At 63.9% G+C, this 15,764-nt stretch carries 15 protein-coding genes and 1 pseudogene; 9 read left to right on the top strand and 7 right to left on the bottom strand.

Annotated features, from left to right (window positions below; all coding sequences use genetic code 11):
• Positions 1-85 precede the first annotated feature (85 nt).
• From istB to I7X18_RS14895, 4 genes are all read right to left on the bottom strand, one after another.
• Complete coding sequence (gene istB / locus I7X18_RS14910) at positions 86-943, bottom strand: IS21-like element helper ATPase IstB (RefSeq protein WP_193048675.1); 858 nt, start codon at positions 941-943, stop codon at positions 86-88.
• Positions 940-2,301 (bottom strand): Mu transposase domain-containing protein, encoded by a 1,362-nt coding sequence (locus I7X18_RS14905; protein WP_193048676.1) that lies wholly within the window; start codon positions 2,299-2,301, stop codon positions 940-942. Before I7X18_RS14905 ends, istB begins: the two co-directional genes overlap by 4 nt.
• Positions 2,302-2,612: 311 nt before the next feature.
• A complete protein-coding gene (locus tag I7X18_RS14900) occupies positions 2,613-3,614 on the bottom strand; it encodes an alpha/beta hydrolase (RefSeq protein WP_193047938.1) in 1,002 nt (333 codons plus the stop codon).
• Between the two features lie 307 nt (positions 3,615-3,921).
• Entirely contained in the window at positions 3,922-4,683 is a 762-nt protein-coding gene (locus I7X18_RS14895) for an MBL fold metallo-hydrolase (protein ID WP_226864304.1), read from the bottom strand.
• 545 nt (positions 4,684-5,228) lie between these two features.
• Between I7X18_RS14895 and I7X18_RS14890 the strand changes: the two genes are divergently transcribed.
• Positions 5,229-5,987, top strand: a complete 759-nt coding sequence (locus I7X18_RS14890; protein WP_232375247.1) for a YqjF family protein — start codon at positions 5,229-5,231, stop codon at positions 5,985-5,987.
• Positions 5,988-6,365: 378 nt separating this feature from the next.
• Here the strand turns inward: I7X18_RS14890 and I7X18_RS14885 are convergent, their stop codons facing one another.
• The 3 genes from I7X18_RS14885 to I7X18_RS14875 all read right to left on the bottom strand — a co-directional run bounded on the left by I7X18_RS14885 (position 6,366) and on the right by I7X18_RS14875 (position 8,841).
• The gene (locus tag I7X18_RS14885) at positions 6,366-6,827 is read right to left on the bottom strand and encodes a hypothetical protein (protein ID WP_198730453.1); all 462 of its coding nucleotides are present in this window, start codon (positions 6,825-6,827) and stop codon (positions 6,366-6,368) included.
• Between the two features lie 32 nt (positions 6,828-6,859).
• The gene (locus I7X18_RS14880) at positions 6,860-8,167 is read right to left on the bottom strand and encodes a flavin monoamine oxidase family protein (RefSeq protein ID WP_193047940.1); all 1,308 of its coding nucleotides are present in this window, start codon (positions 8,165-8,167) and stop codon (positions 6,860-6,862) included.
• Positions 8,168-8,685: 518 nt separating this feature from the next.
• Positions 8,686-8,841 (bottom strand): FAD-dependent oxidoreductase, encoded by a 156-nt coding sequence (locus I7X18_RS14875; RefSeq protein WP_226864305.1) that lies wholly within the window; start codon positions 8,839-8,841, stop codon positions 8,686-8,688.
• Positions 8,842-9,039: 198 nt separating this feature from the next.
• Between I7X18_RS14875 and I7X18_RS30110 the strand changes: the two are divergent.
• The 8 genes and pseudogenes from I7X18_RS30110 to I7X18_RS14845 form a co-directional block, all read left to right on the top strand.
• Positions 9,040-9,234 (top strand): annotated as a pseudogene (locus I7X18_RS30110) (helix-turn-helix domain-containing protein); the annotation flags it as partial.
• A gap of 36 nt (positions 9,235-9,270) precedes the next feature.
• Positions 9,271-9,693, top strand: coding sequence for a cupin domain-containing protein (locus tag I7X18_RS14870; protein ID WP_232375246.1), 423 nt, complete (start codon positions 9,271-9,273; stop codon positions 9,691-9,693).
• Entirely contained in the window at positions 9,662-10,825 is a 1,164-nt protein-coding gene (locus tag I7X18_RS29855; protein ID WP_269751271.1) for an amidohydrolase, read from the top strand. The genes I7X18_RS14870 and I7X18_RS29855 overlap by 32 nt, the downstream gene beginning before the upstream one ends.
• A complete protein-coding gene (locus I7X18_RS29850; RefSeq protein ID WP_269751270.1) occupies positions 10,822-11,349 on the top strand; it encodes an amidohydrolase family protein in 528 nt (175 codons plus the stop codon). Before I7X18_RS29855 ends, I7X18_RS29850 begins: the two co-directional genes overlap by 4 nt.
• The gene (locus I7X18_RS14860; protein WP_193047942.1) at positions 11,346-12,503 is read left to right on the top strand and encodes an ABC transporter ATP-binding protein; all 1,158 of its coding nucleotides are present in this window, start codon (positions 11,346-11,348) and stop codon (positions 12,501-12,503) included. Before I7X18_RS29850 ends, I7X18_RS14860 begins: the two co-directional genes overlap by 4 nt.
• Before the next feature lie 47 nt (positions 12,504-12,550).
• On the top strand, positions 12,551-13,696 hold the full coding sequence (locus I7X18_RS14855) for an ABC transporter substrate-binding protein (RefSeq protein ID WP_193047943.1): 1,146 nt from the start codon (positions 12,551-12,553) through the stop codon (positions 13,694-13,696).
• A complete protein-coding gene (locus I7X18_RS14850; protein WP_232375245.1) occupies positions 13,693-14,616 on the top strand; it encodes an ABC transporter permease in 924 nt (307 codons plus the stop codon). The genes I7X18_RS14855 and I7X18_RS14850 overlap by 4 nt, the downstream gene beginning before the upstream one ends.
• Positions 14,613-15,512 (top strand): ABC transporter permease, encoded by a 900-nt coding sequence (locus tag I7X18_RS14845; RefSeq protein WP_193047944.1) that lies wholly within the window; start codon positions 14,613-14,615, stop codon positions 15,510-15,512. Before I7X18_RS14850 ends, I7X18_RS14845 begins: the two co-directional genes overlap by 4 nt.
• Positions 15,513-15,764 lie beyond the last annotated feature (252 nt).

The following is a 15,764-nucleotide window of genomic DNA, read 5'->3' as shown; positions in this document are numbered from 1 at the left end:
GCGCGACGTCGCCTCCCCGACCCTGATCGCGCTCGTCGAACGTCCTCAGGTGTGCTCGCCGAAATTCCCCACCTGTGAGGTGCGGTCAGTGTAGTGGTTGGCGGGTGCCGGTGGTGGCTCGGCGCAGGGTGTCTGCGGCGGCGTGGTGGTCGCGTAGCCGGTAGGACTCGCCGTCGAGGTTGATGACCACAGACCGGTGTAGGAGTCGGTCGAGCATGGCGGCGGCCACAGTGGTGTCACCGAGGATGTCGCCCCAGGCGCCGACCCCGCGGTTGGTGGTCATCACGATGCTGGTCTTCAGATAGCGTTGGGACACAACCTGAAACAGTGCTGAAGCGGCCTCGGCTGGCAGTGGTAGATAGCCCAGTTCATCGATCACCAGGAGCGTCGGTCCGGCGTAGAACCGCATGGTGGTGGCCCAGCGTCCTTCGATGGCGGCCCGGTGGCACCGGGCGGCCAGATCGGCGGCAGTGGTGAAGTAGGTCCGATATCCGGCATATGCTGCAGCCCTTGCTAATCCGACCGACAGGTGCGTCTTGCCTGTCCCCGGCGGCCCGATGAGCAAAATGTTGGTTGCTGACTCCAGGTAGCGGCAGGTGCCGAGTTCGTCGATGAGTGCGCGGTCGATACCGGCGGCGGCGTCGACATCGAAATCGGCCAGGCTAGCCGGTGTGGGTAGGCACGCGAACCTAAGCCGCCCCGCCAGTCGGCGGGCGGTGCTGGCATCGACTTCTACGGCCAACAGTCGCTCGAGGGCCACCGTGAGCGACAGGCCCTCGGCGGTCGCCTGGTCGAGCACGGCCGGCAGGGCTTCAGCGGCGGCGGTGAGTTTGAGCTCGGCCAGGTGTGAACGCAGTTGCTGATAGCGGCTCGCGGCCACGGTTGGCGAGTCGGCATCGGTGGTGCGGGTGGTGGTTTTGGGGGTGCGGGTGGTGGGGGTCATTGCAGGGTCCTTTTCTGGGCGGCCCGCTCGTAGACGGACATGTCAATGACAGCGGAATCAGGTGAGCTAGTTGGGGATTCGACGGCACTGTTGGCGTTGTCGGGGAAGTTAAGAAGTTGCGCGGCAGCGGTTTTGGCGGCCGGCCCGGGTGGGATGCGTTCCTTGCGGCGATGTGGTCGCCCGGTGTTGGCGGTGGCCATTGCGGCGGTGTCGAGGGCGATGACGTGGCCGCTGTCGCGGACCATCACCCCCAACCCGTCAGCGGCCAACCGGTGACGGGCGACCACGATCCCGTTCGTGGTGGCGACGTCGAGGTACCCGCCACCAATCGGATGGCTGACCCTCACCTGCGCGGCGGCCAGCTCCGGGGGCACCGAGTACCGGTTGCCGCGGTAGGACACCAACGCCTGCCGCGAGGCTGTCCGGGACTCAGACACGATCATCGGATACGGCGCCGGCGGCACTGGCCTGAGCGGCTCGGTCTTGGCTACCACAGCCACCGAAGACCGCCCGTCGGCGGTCAAGCGCATCCTGGTGTCGCCACGGACCCGGGCGAAGCGGTCCACACTTGCCTGTGCTTGTTCGACGGTCATGTCGTCATCCAAGGTGCGCCACCAGCGTTGCGCCGCGGTGTGATTGACCTTCTCCACCACGCCTTTGCGGTTACCGCGCCGCGGTGGGCAGATCGCCACCGATACGCCGTAGTGCTTGGCGACCCCGGCGAACGTGGCGGTCACCCGTCCCGAGCCCGGATCGCAGACGGTGGCCATCCGGTCGAACCGCCAGACCCGGGTGAGGCCGCCGAGGCCGCGGCAGATCGTGTCGATGGCGGCGACCAGGTGGGGTTGATCCATCGACGGTGACAACACCGCCCGCCACTTGCCGGAGTGCGCCAGCGAGCCGACCAGCAGGAAAGCTTTCTTGCCCCAGCCCCAGAACTCGGGCGGATCGGGCAATTCCAGCCAGTCCCACTGGGTTTCGTCACCGGGCGGGTGCTCGATAACCGCGTTGGGCCGGTCGGTGGCGGTGCGGCAGGCTTGACAGTCCGGGCGCAGATTACGGGTGCGGATGTTGCGGGTCAGGCTCTGATACGACAGCCCGAAACCCAGGTCTTCGAGTTCGTCGTAGAGGGTGCGGGCCCACAGATGCGGGTCCTCGACCAATCGCGCCGACACGTAGTCGACGAACGGATCAAACGGATTCGGTCCCGGCCGTGCCCGCACCCCGGGCTCGGCGCCGCCGGCCAGATACTTGCGGACCGTTTTCCGGTCGAACCCGGTGTGGCGGGCGATCGCAGAGATCGACCAACCGCGTTTTCGTAGGGCGTGTACTTCCATGTCGTCCTCCCATGTGAGCATGAGAAAGCGGGCCTCCTTCGACAGAGCTACTGGCGTCAGACACCAGCAGCATCGAGGGAGGCCCGCCCTTCTCGGCGGAGCCACACGGGTGGGGAATTTCGATGAGCGTCAGCGAGGAAATTCAACGAGCGCGGTCAACCCCACTCCCCTGCACGCCGTCAGCAGCAAATCCCGCCCACTCGGCACGACACGTGACGGAGGGACATCGAGGTGTGCTGGCCGCCTGCACTCACAGCTCGGCACGATCCGCGCCTGGTCGTACGTTCCAGCCCCGTTTCGGCGGAGAATACGGCGAAATCGAATATGGCGGGTTACCAGTAAAGTACGCTGTTTTCGACTGATGAATCACCACTCGCCGCAGCCGGTTTCGCACGAATTAGCGGAAGGCATCGCCCGACCGTTGGTGAGTCAATTCGATCAAGTACCCACGAACTGATGCCATCGAGCGCCAGTTGGGCGATCTCGGTTGAATGTCCTGTGAAGCCGTGGGGCGACTCGGGATATATCCGAATTTCGACATCGTTGCCGGCGGCCCAGAGTCGACTGGCCATTGCCAAGTTGTCTTCCAAAAGCACGTCCTGGGCCCCCACGACCATCAGAACGGGCGGCAGCCGATCCAGATCACCGTAGACCGGCGAGATATCCGGGTCCGTACGATCAGTCACATGGCCCACATAGGCCTCAAGGAAGTACTCATCGGCGATACGGCGACCAGCGGGCGTCAGTGCGCTCAGGTCGAATGTCCCAAACTGAAGCGCGGCACCAGCGACCCTCTGTGCATGTCCGGTATCGCGCAGTCGTAGCAATGTGGTCGTCGCCAGAGTCGCTCCTGCTGAACGGCCCCCAATGACCAATTGTGGTGACCCAAATCGGTCCTGCGCGTGTGCGATGAGCCAGCGCGCAACGGCTTCACAGTCGCTGGGTGCCGCTGGCCACGGATGTTCAGGTGCCAGTCGATAGTCGACGCTGACCACTGCAATATTCAGCGCGTCTGCAAGCGCGCGATTGCGGACGTCATCGCGGGCGGCGCAGTCCATGTAGAACCCACCGCCGTGAATGTCCATATAGACGCCTCGCGCCCGATTATGGGCGGGGGTAAAGATCCTGATGGGGACTGTGACTCCCCCAACCCGCACTGCACACTCATCCGCTGGCGGATCCGACGGGGCTGGTGCAATCCTGGCTGACCTGGCTGCGCTCAACTTCTCAGCGGTGCGTGGCCCGCGCCCGGCCGGCCTGACGGCGTAGAAATGTCGGGCGTCCTGAAGAAGCTCGGCAGACACGTCGACCAACAGATGCCCGAGCCCGACCACAAATCCTCCGATCGATCAACCGGTACTTCCCGAGGAAATCAGCAAACTGCGCGACTACGCCCCTTGCTGCGCGCACTTGCACCCTACTGAGGTTGATTGCGACAAGCATCCCGGGCTCTCCCCGGCTCGACCGGACCACATGTACCGACGCGCTGAGGCCCTGAAATACGGCGGAATCGAATATGGCGGGTTACCAGTAAGGTACGTCGTTTTCATCTTCTTCCGATATCGCCCGGATTCTTAGATGGGTCGGTGCGAACCCGATAGTCGAGTTCCTTTGTGTCCGAATCGACTAGGTCGAGGCCGCTTAGTCGGTTCTGCTTTTCGCCGACCCCGGGCTGAAGGTAGCCCACTGGCCGAGGGCAAATTCGCCATTGCTCCGCCGGACTTCCAGTGCGCCTGCACCGCCGAAGTGTCCGGGGATGAGCAACTCGCGTTCATCGGCGGCCCGCTCCAGTATGCGGCGGCGGCTGTCAGCTGCTTGTTGCGGCGAATGGCAGTAAGCGCTGTTGCAACAGGGATCGAGAATCTGCACCGGGCTATGCAATACATCTCCGGAGAACACAGCCCGATCACTCCCGGACGCGAGCCTGAGAACCGACGCACCGGGCGTGTGGCCGGGTGCCGATTCCAAGGTGATGTGTTCGTCGATGGTGTACAGCCCTTCCCACAGCACGGCCTGTCCCGCCTCGTGGATCGGGGCGATACTGTCCTCGTAGACCAAGCGGTCGACCTCTCCCAACCCTTCTCCGCTCGCATTGTTCGGGCCATAGTGGGCGTCGTCGGCGGCGGGAATCAGATACTCGGCGTTGGGGAACGCGGGCATCCACTGACCGCCTGCGTCGACGGTGTTGCCGCCTACGTGATCGACGTGCAGATGCGTGTTGACAACTACGTCGACGTCTTGCGGTTGGACACCGGCTTCAGCGAGCACCGCGAGCAGATCGCTCTCACGTTGGTGGAACCAGGGCGCCATTCCCGGTCGCTCGCGCTCACTTCCCGCGCCCGTGTAGAGCAGGATCGTGCGGTCGCCGCTTCGCATTACCCACGTCTGGAGCGCGATGACCATCCGGTCAGATTCGGGCTGCCAGTGGTCTGGAGCCAGCCAGTTGGCGTTGCGCGTCCATAGCTCGGTATCGACCTCGGGGGAGAAACTCAGTTGTCAGCAAGAACGGCTCATGCCATTCAATGACACGGGTGACCTCGACGTCACCCAGCGCGATGTTCCGCACTCTAGTATCACCGCTCACAAATTTAAGGTAACACCGATCCATGGGTCATCAACCTCGACGGGGAGCCTTGCCCCGGGGACTTTCGATGAGCGCCTCTCCCCTGTCATCTTTCACCCGCTTCGGTGCTGCGCATGTGAGGAATACGGCGGGATTGAATATCGCGGGTTACCACTAATCGGTTGCCGGTGGTGCCCTGTTGAATGTGGACCACTCACCCGCCGCCTCGGTTAGTTTCGGTCAGCATGGCGGAACACGCAGGAAAAGCTCGACAGACGAGCGGATAACTGCTGCTCACAACCGCCAATAGCAACCACGGTCGGCCCTACCCCAGGACTACCCCAACTCGTCGGTGGATCGAGGCTAAGCCTGCCACGATGGACGGGTGACTGATCAGGTGCCGGCGGGCTTCCCGGAAGACGCTCCGAGCCTGCCGCATCCCGTGCTGATCGACCAGTTTTGGGCGGATCTGACGTTTCTGCACTGGCCGGTCGACCCCGCCGCCGTGGCACACTTCTACCCACCCGGCACCCGTCCCGACCTCTTCGAGGGCCGCACCTACGTCGGCCTGCTGCCATTCCATCTTCGCTACACCAGGGTCGTTGCAGCGGTACCGATTCCGTACTTTGGGTCGTTCGCCGAGTTCAACTTGCGGCTGTACTCGGTCGACCTCGACGGCAGGCACGGCGTGCTGTTCCGTTCTCTGGAAACCGAACGTCTGGCGGTTCTGCCGGTGACCCGCATCGGACTGGGGGTGCCGTATACCTGGGCCAAGATGAGCGTCACGCGCTCTGCCGGCGGAGTCTGCTACGCCAGCACCCGCCGCTGGCCGCAGCGAGGCCTGCGCAGCCGTGCGGTGGTAGCCGTGGGTGCACCGGTGGAACCGACGCCGCTGGAGGTCTGGCTGACCGGGCGATGGGGTGCGCACACCCGCACGGCCGGGCACACCGTGTGGGTGCCCATCGCGCACCTGATGTGGCCTTTGCACGCCGCGGAGATCACCGAATTCGAGGATGAACTCGTCGCCGCTGCGGGCATCGAGTGTGCGGGGCCGCGTCTGCGCGCTCTGTTCTCGCCGGGGGTCCGCGTCCGGTTCGGGCGTCCCAGCCGGCTCCCGGCCGGGCAAGACGGCACACCCGCGTGATGGCGCGTAGTCAGAGGTGTCGGTAGGTGTTGATGCGCTCAACCCCGGGCCCCGGGCACGCGATGGCATCACCCGAGCGGCTACCTCGGCGCGGTCGACTCCGCGTTCCGGTCAGCGATCATGCGATGCAGACCGGATCCGCCAGTCGAGATAAGACGGCACCACCCCGCGGTGTCTTGATCACGTTGGCGGTTCCCAGCACGAGACCGTCATATTCATTGGCACAGGACAGCTTTGAACGGGCCTCACCCCGCTGTGTAGTTAGACCGAGTTGCCCAATCGAATTGACGCCAAGGGGATTAGCAAATTGCGCCAGTTTCGGACTACCTCTTTCCGGTGCGCAGGTTGCCGGGCCTGGACTGCAATCGCGGAGGGCTTCTAACCCTTACAGAGCTGTGCCGCGATCCAGACATGTGCCGCATCCACCGACACTTCTCCTGCCCGAACTAGTCGGACGAAATCTAAGGCGGCATCGGACAGGCGCCCGTCGGCAGAATCGTGCCGGTCGCGACGAATGAGCACCGAGACGAAGCGTGTCAAGCGCCGCCCGAACCAACATGCCGACACGATGATGCCGCAAAAGTGGCGCGCCTGCCCGCCAGAGCCATCATCGAACTCGCCGTTGAACCCGCCCCCTGACAGCACATCTCGTCCGCCGCGGGCAAGGTCCCAGACACCGAGTACGCCGCCGCGGATGCCTGCGCCTTGGCGTCCGAAGGCCATCAAGAAGGCGCGCGGGTCACTATGTTGCGCTCCTTGCCTCTTCGCCAATGCAACGATACGAGCGCATGCGTCACAGTTTCTCTCCATATATTCGTCCTCACCGGCCACCCTCTTCATTAGCGACTGCACGTCATCATGAAGCCAGGGCGCTACGGTTGGTCACTGATCCGGGCTGCGGCTTGCCTACCGGAGACAATGGCACCTTCGATGGTGCCGTAATTGCCGACGCACAGGTCTGCACCGGAGAAGTGGATGCCATTTGTGTAACTGAGATCAGCGAGTGCACCGACCTGCTGAAGCTGACCGGGCCGCGGTGCCATCCACGTACCTCTGGCGAAGTGATCGGCGTTCCAATCGTGTGCGTCGACACCGAGTACCTCGATGTCTGGCAGAAAGGCTTGCAACGCCGTTTGCACCTCGCTCGCTGATGCATTGGCCATCGCGGGATCGTCGGAGAAGCCTACGAGGAACGCGTCCCCGGAGTCGAGTTGTCGCTCCAATCGCGCATAGGCGATGGGACCGGACGCGCTGAAGAGCCTGGGCCAGCCAACGACATTTCGGACGGTCATCCATAGCTTCACTGAATGGCCTGCATGTCGTGACTCTCCGAGCGCCGTCGCCGCCGGGATGCGAGGCCTAAAATCGATGTCGACCAGCATATTGAGCGGCACCGCAATCACGACGTTTCGTGCCACCAATCTGTTTCGCGCCCTGTCGAGTACGGCGAAGCCATCGACGGTCGTGTGGACGGCAGCGACTTCGGTGTTGAGCAGCAAGGTGGCCTGCGAGCTGCCGGCGATGGCGTCGACGAGTCTCTGCGAGGTGCCGTCGATGGTGTGCGTGTAATGGTCGGGGTTGGCGAGATCGCTCGGCGACATACCCGAGCAGTCGACTCCGGAGAGGTCCGTCAAGGGCGCTCCGGAGAGATAGCGCTGGGTTGCCTGTACCCAGGCGAGCAAACCAGCGTCGAGTCCGATTGAGCGGAGTGCACCGTCCGCGGTTGCGTCAGGCTCAGCCCGCCTCGCGATGACGTCGAATGCGCGTGTCATCTCACCGATTTCACTCTCGAAGAGAAAGCCCTTGTCAGACAGCATTCCGTCCAGTTCGGTGATGAAATGTGTTGGCAAGGGCGTTGGTACGCTCCGGATCGCGTAGTGCTGCAACTCGGCCATCACTGCGGTGTGTTCGGCTGGAATGACCCAAGTTCCACCGAAGTCCACTTTCTGGGTAGTGCTGACTACTTCCCGCGCAAAGGTCCGCCCGCCGATCCGGTTCCTTCCCTCGAGGACGGCGACCTGGAATCCCTTGTCCGTGAGGTCACGGGCAGCGACAAGCCCGGCAAGGCCTGCACCGACGACAATGACGTCGATGACCTCTGCCGGGTTGTCAACCGATGTGCCGTGTCGCATTGTGCGGTTTCCTTTGAAAAGTTGTGCCCACGGACTGGTGTCCACCATGCTCCGCGTTGGGCCACCTTATCTCTGATGATTCAAGAGATGTACGAATGTACGACGCGCACCACTCTGCCGGTGAAAGTCACCCGCGGCCAACAAAAACCTTGCGAACCGCGCGGGAGCGAAGTCTGCGGTGGCGCAACACGACTCACCCTAGCAGTCCCCTTACAGGTGAGCCGGCGCGCAGCGCGGCCGCCTCGGCGGAAGCCGCAGGGTGCAATGTGACTCACCAGTTGCACCGCTGGCGTGACGCGAACCCCACGCTCGTGATCTGTGAGCAGCGGACTCTGGTTCCTTTTACAGGCCGGAGTGGGCCGAGCACCCGGGCGAAGACCGGGCTGAGCGCCGCAAGGAGGGACCAGCGCGCTACTACGTCCGGTCGTCTCAGTACGCGGACACTCCCCTGGACCACGCCCTGATCGCCGTCTCCAGGTTGCGCCAGTCCGGCGACGGTCGCGGAAGACTATGCCCTCATCGCTCGCGCGGAAGACATAACAACGCCGGCCTGGTCCCTCGCGTCCTCACGTTGGTGGAAGCTCTCGACGATGCCCACTGGACGACGACAGTGTGTTGAGCGGACCGTGCCGATCCACCACGGTGACCTGGTGACCACGGCGCGCCATTTCGGCCGCCGTTGGCAAACCCCAGGCGCCCGCACCGATCACTATGCACTTCATGAACCGTGATTATGCGCGAAGCAACGTCCACGAGCTTCGAATATTCGATGTCACAACGGATTTGCGAGCAACTACCGCGTGACCGAATCTGCATTTCCGGGGTGTTAACAGTTTGCGTTCCGGCGCGCCACCTCTTGCACCGTGACGTCCCTGGCCATACCTTCGCAGTTAGCGATCTGTTAAGTAGCTCTTAGCGAAATGAGGCACGTGCTTCCTGAGCCCACGATTGCCGTGACCGATATCGACAGGCCGGCTCGAGCCATGCTCGGCGCTCGGCTCCGGGCGGCCCGCGAACGTGCCCGACTGTCCACCCGGGATGCTGCGGCTCGGGCCGGGGTGAGCGCAGGCTTCATCAGCCAGCTGGAGAACGGCAAGTGCGGAGTATCCGTGGGAGTGCTGAAACGCATTTCTGCGGCCGTCGGCGTCTCGGTGGCCGACCTGCTCGCCGACGAGGCGCCCGTCGCTCGACCCGTGCTGCGCGCGGACGAGCGACCCGTTTTTACCAGCGACGTCGGACTGCGGAAGCTGCTGCTCTCGCGACCACCGATCCGCCAGCTCGAAGTGTATGAAGGCACGTTCGAGGTGGGCGGCTCGACCGGACCCGAGGCGTACGCCCACGACGATGCGCAGGAGTTGTTCTACGTGCTCAGCGGGCACATCGAAATCTCGGTCGCTGCTGAGAGATTCATCCTCGGGCCACGCGACAGCGTCGAGTACCTCTCGTCGGTTCCGCACCGGGCCGTCAACATCGGTGCAACCCCGGCGCAGGCCATGTGGATCACATCGCATTTCACCCTGCCGATCGACACGAACCCGCTGGATGCGCCATCCGGACACCAGATTAAGGAATGACACCATGGCTAACGGCGAACGAATGTTGATCACCGGAGGGCACGTCTTCACCCCCGCCGGAATCGTCGAAGAACCCGTCCTGATCGAGGACGGCGTCATCACCGTTATCGGTGTAGACGCGCTCACTGCATCCGGTGCCGTCGAGATCGATGCGGCCGGCGGCCTGGTCTCCGCCGGCTTTCAAGACAGCCACATTCACCCGTATCACGCCGGTCTGGACATGATCGCGTGCGACCTGACGCCGTACGTCACCGCTGAGGGCTACCTCACGCGCATCGCCGAGTACGCGGCGGCCAGCCCTGAGCTGCCGTGGATCAGCGGCGGCGGCTGGTCGATGGACTCATTTCCCGGCGGGTTGCCGACCGCGGCGGCGCTCGACGCCATCGTCGCTGACCGGCCTGCGTTCTTTCCCAACCGCGACGGGCACGGCGCCTGGGTCAACACGAAAGCCCTTGAAATCGGCGGAATCGACGACACCACGCCCGACCCGTTCGACGGTCGCATCGAACGCGACGCCGACGGCCACGCGATCGGGACGTTGCAGGAAGGCGCCATGGGCCTCGTTGCCCGGCACATTCCGCTGCCAACCCAGCACGACTTGGATGAGGCGCTCAAAATTGCGCAGCAACAACTGTTTTCCTGGGGGGTGACTGCCTGGCAAGACGCCATCGTCGGTGCCACGAACGACACCCCCGACCCGCTCGACTCGTACCTGCGTGCCACCGCATCCGGCGTGCTGAAGGCGCGCGTCGTCGGCGCACTGTGGTGGGACCGCAACCGTGGGCTCGAGCAGATTCCCGAGCTCGTCGCAAAGCGCGAGCGCGCGCTGGCCGGTGGGTTCGCGGCCACCACGGTCAAGATCATGCAGGACGGCGTCGCCGAAAACTTCACCGCCGGAATGCTCGAGCCCTATCTTGATACGTGCGGCTGCCCCGGTGAAAACATGGGCAAAAGTTTCGTCGACCCGACCACGCTCAAAGAGATCTCGATCCAACTCGACGCCCTGGGCTTCCAGCTGCACTATCACGCCTTGGGTGACCGCGCCGTGCGCGAGTCCCTCGATGCGGTCGAGGCGGCCCGCGCGGCCAACGGCGACAGCGATCTTCGGCACACTCTGCCCACATTCAGGTGATCCACCCCGACGATATCGCCCGGTTCGCCCAACTCGGAGTGGTCGCCAACATGCAACCGCTCTGGGCCAGGCATGAGGCCCAGATGGACGTTCTGACCATCCCGTTCCTCGGCACCCGCCGAGCCGCCTGGCAGTACCCGTTCGGTTCCCTGCAGCGGGCCGGGGCGCTGTTGGCTTCTGGAAGCGACTGGCCGGTGAGCACGGCGAATCCGCTGGAGATCATCCACACCGCCGTCAACCGTGCCCCCGCCGGAGCGACCGGCCCGGCAGCTCTGCCTTTCCTCGGCGAGCAGGCACTTTCACTGGCCGACGCGCTGATCGCGCACAGCCTCGGCACGGCCTACCTCAACCACGACGAGCAGCGCTCGGGAAGCATCGAGGTCGGTAAGGCGGCCGACATCGTGATTCTCGACCGCGACATCTTCGCCGCTCCGGTTTGCGAGATCGGCTCTGCCAGCGTGATCTACACAATTATTGGCGGCGAGATCGTCTACGACGCAACCGCAACCTTGGTATCGGCATGAGCATCGTCGAGCGGCGCGCCGACGCGGACGCGCCGCTGGCCTCCGCACCTGGTTCGCTTCAATTACGTTCGTTGACCAAGGTTTACGGTGCGGCCGTTGCTGTGGACAACGTCAGTCTCACCGTACAGGCCGGTGAGTTCCTCAGCCTGCTGGGACCGAGCGGGTGTGGCAAGACGACGACGCTTCGCTTGATCGGCGGATTCGAATTTCCCGACGACGGCTCCATCCAGATTTCCGGCCGCAACGTCGAGAACCTTCCGCCGCACAAACGCCCGGTCAACACCGTGTTCCAGGCCTACGCGCTGTTCCCGCACATGAAAGTCGCCGACAACGTCGCCTACGGACTGCGCCTTTCCGGCGTGGCGAAGGCAGAGATAGCCGACCGGGTGAGCCATGCCCTCGACATGGTGAGGATGACCGCTTTCGCGGCCCGCAAGCCCGCGCAACTCTCAGGTGGCCAGCAGCAACGGATCGCCCTGGCTCGGGCATTGGTGAACCGACCGGCTGTTCTGCTGCTGGATGAGCCGATGAGCGCCCTGGACCGCAAACTGCGCGAGGAGATGCAGGTCGAACTGAAACTGCTGCAGCGCGAACTCGGAACGACGTTCATCTTCGTCACGCACGACCAGGAGGAAGCGCTGTCGATGAGTGATCGGGTCGCGGTGATGAAAGACGGCCGGATCGAGCAGATCGGCACGGCCTCAACCGTTTACGATTCACCGGAATCGGCCTTCGTGGCGGGGTTCATCGGCCGGCAGAACTCCTTCCCTGGCACCATCTCGTCGTTCGACAGCGCGGGGGTGAGCGTGCGCACAGCGGGCCTTTCGCTGCACTCGTCGCGCCCGACGAAGGGCAGCGTGCCGGCCTCGGGTGGCGCCGAGGTCACCGCGGCCATCAGGCCGGAGTCGGTGATGGTCACCGCTGCGGCGCTGCGCGGCGCCCCCGCCCCTGGGTCAGACGCCCCGGTCAACGCCGTCACCGGCACGCTGCTCGGGGTCTCAGAACTCGGCCACAGCCTGCAGTTGGTCATCCACACGCCCAGCGACGACCAAATCCTGGCTCGTCTTCCCCGCGCCGCCAATCCGCCCACCGAACTCGGATCAACCGTGACGTGTTCGTGGTCGGCTGACGCCGTGCGCATCTTCACGTCGTAGCCGCTCGCTCCCCCGCCCACCGTCTCCCCTCGACCTGGAAGCTACGCATGAATCAGCAAAAGCCCGTTCGCATTCTCGTTCCCGAAGCGATGAAGAAGTCGCTCAACCGCCGGACCTTCCTGGGCGGGACCGCTGCGCTCGGGGTGGGCGCCTTTCTCGCCGCCTGCTCCAGTTCGTCGGGCGGTGGCGGGTCGTCATCCGACAGCCTGAACATCTACACCTGGGGTGAGTACGACGACCCCGACGTGCTGGCGGAGTTCACCTCCGCCAAAGGCCCCAAGATCACCCTCGACTCCTACGGTTCGAATCCCGAAATGATCGCCAAACTCAGTGCGGCGAAGGGCACTACAGGTTACGACATCTGTGTGCCCACCCACTCGTCCGTCCAGCAGATGGCGACCGGCGGTCTGCTGACCGAGCTCGATCTCGCCAGGCTGCCAAACATGAAGAACCTCAACGCAAAAGTCGTCGACACCCCGTTCGACCCCGGCAACAAGTACAGCGTCTGTAAGGACTGGGGCTCGACCGGCTACGTCTACGACACCACTGTCATCAAGCGCGACCTGACCTCGTGGGTCGACTTTTTCGACGCCGCACAGAAGGAGGCATCCGGAAGCCTGTCGCTCCTGGAAGATCAGGCCGAGGTCGCGTTCACCTACTTCTACGCCAACGGGATCACCCCCAACACCACGGACCCCGGCGACATCGCGGCCTACCGTACCTTCATCCTCGAGAAGATCGCTCCGCACGTGCAGGCGTTCGAGTCGTCGACCAACGCCTCCATCTCGTCTTCGGCACGCGCCCTGATTCACTGCTGGAACGGCGATGCCCGCCTCGGCATCCTCGGCAACGCTGAGCCCGACAGGTACAAGTGGGTGTGGCCCTCGGAGGGTGCCAACCTCTGGCAGGACAACTGGGCCATTGTCAACGGTGCACCACACGAAGACGCGGCATACGAGTTCATCAACTACGTGCTCGACCCAGCCGTCTCGCTCAAGGAACTCAGCTACATCGGCTACAACACCGGGATCGAAGGAATCGAGGAAGCAGCCAAAGAAGCCGACATCGAGCGACCCGACATGGTGTTCATCAGCGATGACATCATGCAAAAGTTGGTCTACAGCGAGATGACATCGGCAGACGGCACGATCATCGCCATTTACGACGAGCTCAAGGCGGCGGCGGGCCAGTGACCGCCTCGCGGCGACGGCTTCTGGCCTTGAGAAGGCTGCCAGGAGGACTCGGGGCCCTGCCGATCAGCGTGTGGATACTGCTGTTCTTCATCATGCCTTTTGGTCTCGTGGTCTGGTACAGCTTCGGCTACAAACCCGGTCTCTACGTGACCCACGCCAACGACATCCTGTCGTTGGATCGATACAGCGAGGCGGCCTCTCCCGCATTCTTTGCGATCTTCGTTCGCACGCTGAAGATCGCGATGACCGGAACTGTGCTCTGCCTGCTGATTTCGTTTCCGATGGCCTACTGGATGGCCGTCAAGCTGGCGCCGAGATGGCGCGGTATCGTGTTGGCATTGGTCCTCATCCCGTACTGGACCAACTTCCTCGTCCGCACCATCGGTTGGCAAATCTCGCTGAGTCCCGAGGGTTTTGCATCGAAGACGCTGCAATGGGCCAACCTGACCGAGGGGCCGCTACACGTGCTGTACACCTCGGCCGCCGTTCAGCTCGGCGTGGTCTACAACTATCTGCCGTTGATGATCCTGCCCTTGTACGTGGCGCTGGAGCGTCTTGACCCCAAGCTGCTCGAAGCCAGCCGCGACCTCGGTGCCACGGCGTGGGACACGCTCTGGCGCATCACCGTTCCGTTGGCCGCACCTGGGGTGGCCGCCGGGTTGCTGCTGGTGTTCGTCCCGCTGATGGGTGACTACATCACCCCAACCGTTCTCGGTGGGGCCAGCGGCAGCATGGTCGGTCAGATGGTGGCCGCCCAGTTCCAGAGCGCACAAAACTGGGCGCTTGGGGCGGCGATGGCAGTGTTGCTCATGCTGGCCATCTTCGGAACGAGTGCCGTGGTCGGCGTGCTCCTCAAAGTGATCGGTCGTATCGCCACCGCGATGACATCCCTGAAACTCTCGGTGAAGGAACTCTCATGACGGTTACGGCGCAGGTCGCAGGTTCCCCCCGGCGGCGCAGTCGCCGCAAGATCCGTCCCGCCGACGCCTTCCTGAATGTCTGGGGAATGCTTGGCCTGCTGTTCCTCTTCTTCCCGATCGCCGTCATCGTCGTCTTCTCGTTCAACTCCGGCCGGTCCCTGCAGACGTTCGAGGGATTCAGCATCCAGCCCTACGTCGCGGCCCTGACCAATCCGGCGATCACCAACTCGATCGTCGTCTCGTTGGTCACCGCCGCCGGCACCGCGGTGGTAGCCACCCTGCTCGGCACCTTCGCCGGAATCGCGCTGACCCGGCGACCCGGCCGGTGGGCACCCGGCCTGCTTGTGTTGCTGGGGCTGGTGATGGTGACTCCGGAGATCGTCAGTGCAATCTCGCTGCTCCCCTGGTTTGTCACCCTGGGAGTCGACTGGGGTTTCACCGGCTTCAACATCGGTCAGGTGCGCCTCATCATCGCCAACTCCCTCTTCGCAAGCGCGGTAGTCACTTTCATCGTGCGGGCCCGGATGTCCGGGATGAACGAGACCCTCGAAGAGGCCGCCGCCGACCTGTACGCTCCGCCCTTCCGTCGGTTCACCGACATCACGCTGCCCCTCATCCGACCCGCGGTCATCTCGGGTGCGCTACTTTCCTTCACCCTCAGTCTCGACAACACGGTTGTCTCGTCGTTCGTCTCCGTCGCGGGGTCGACGCCCTGGCCGGTGTACATTTTCGCGTCGCTCAAGGCATCGCTGCGGCCGGAGATCGCAGCGATGTCCACGTTGATGCTGGTGCTCACACTGATCGTGCTGGGCATCGTCGCCCTGGTACTGCGCCGGGATCCGGCGGGGTCGGGCAGCGGGGCCGCCGGCCTGACAGACGCGATGGTGGGGCGATGAGCACGACGCTTACCAACGGCGCCGCGTACGTCGACGATTCGTCGAGAGACCGGAAGTACAAGAAATGTATATCGAACGGTTGCAAGTAGAGTCCGAAGGATTCCTCGGGGGCTCGATGAAACCAATTGACGCCAACGGCTTTAAGCCGCGGGGCTCGGGGCATGGCCCGACCGCATTGCGACGTTCTCGCAGTAGGTGTGCCCGCGGCAACTTGGGTGAGGTGGGCGCGTCGGCCCGCGGGACGGGTCGGTC

The organism is Mycolicibacterium baixiangningiae, from assembly GCF_016313185.1.
Lineage (GTDB): Bacteria > Actinomycetota > Actinomycetes > Mycobacteriales > Mycobacteriaceae > Mycobacterium > Mycobacterium baixiangningiae.
Note: the sequence above shows the minus strand (reverse complement) of the source record. Positions and strands in the feature narration are given on the sequence as shown.

Coding starts and splice junctions, on each gene's coding strand:
- istB (WP_193048675.1), bottom strand. CDS start 943: ATGACCCCCACCACCCGCACCCCCAAAACCACCACCCGCACCACCGAT.
- I7X18_RS14905 (WP_193048676.1), bottom strand. CDS start 2,301: ATGCTCACATGGGAGGACGACATGGAAGTACACGCCCTACGAAAACGC.
- I7X18_RS14895 (WP_226864304.1), bottom strand. CDS start 4,683: ATGGTCATCGCGCTCCAGACGTGGGTAATGCGAAGCGGCGACCGCACG.
- I7X18_RS14885 (WP_198730453.1), bottom strand. CDS start 6,827: ATGAAGAGGGTGGCCGGTGAGGACGAATATATGGAGAGAAACTGTGAC.
- I7X18_RS14880 (WP_193047940.1), bottom strand. CDS start 8,167: ATGGTGGACACCAGTCCGTGGGCACAACTTTTCAAAGGAAACCGCACA.
- I7X18_RS14875 (WP_226864305.1), bottom strand. CDS start 8,841: ATGAAGTGCATAGTGATCGGTGCGGGCGCCTGGGGTTTGCCAACGGCG.
- I7X18_RS29855 (WP_269751271.1), top strand. CDS start 9,662: ATGCGCCATCCGGACACCAGATTAAGGAATGACACCATGGCTAACGGC.
- I7X18_RS14860 (WP_193047942.1), top strand. CDS start 11,346: ATGAGCATCGTCGAGCGGCGCGCCGACGCGGACGCGCCGCTGGCCTCC.
- I7X18_RS14855 (WP_193047943.1), top strand. CDS start 12,551: ATGAATCAGCAAAAGCCCGTTCGCATTCTCGTTCCCGAAGCGATGAAG.
- I7X18_RS14845 (WP_193047944.1), top strand. CDS start 14,613: ATGACGGTTACGGCGCAGGTCGCAGGTTCCCCCCGGCGGCGCAGTCGC.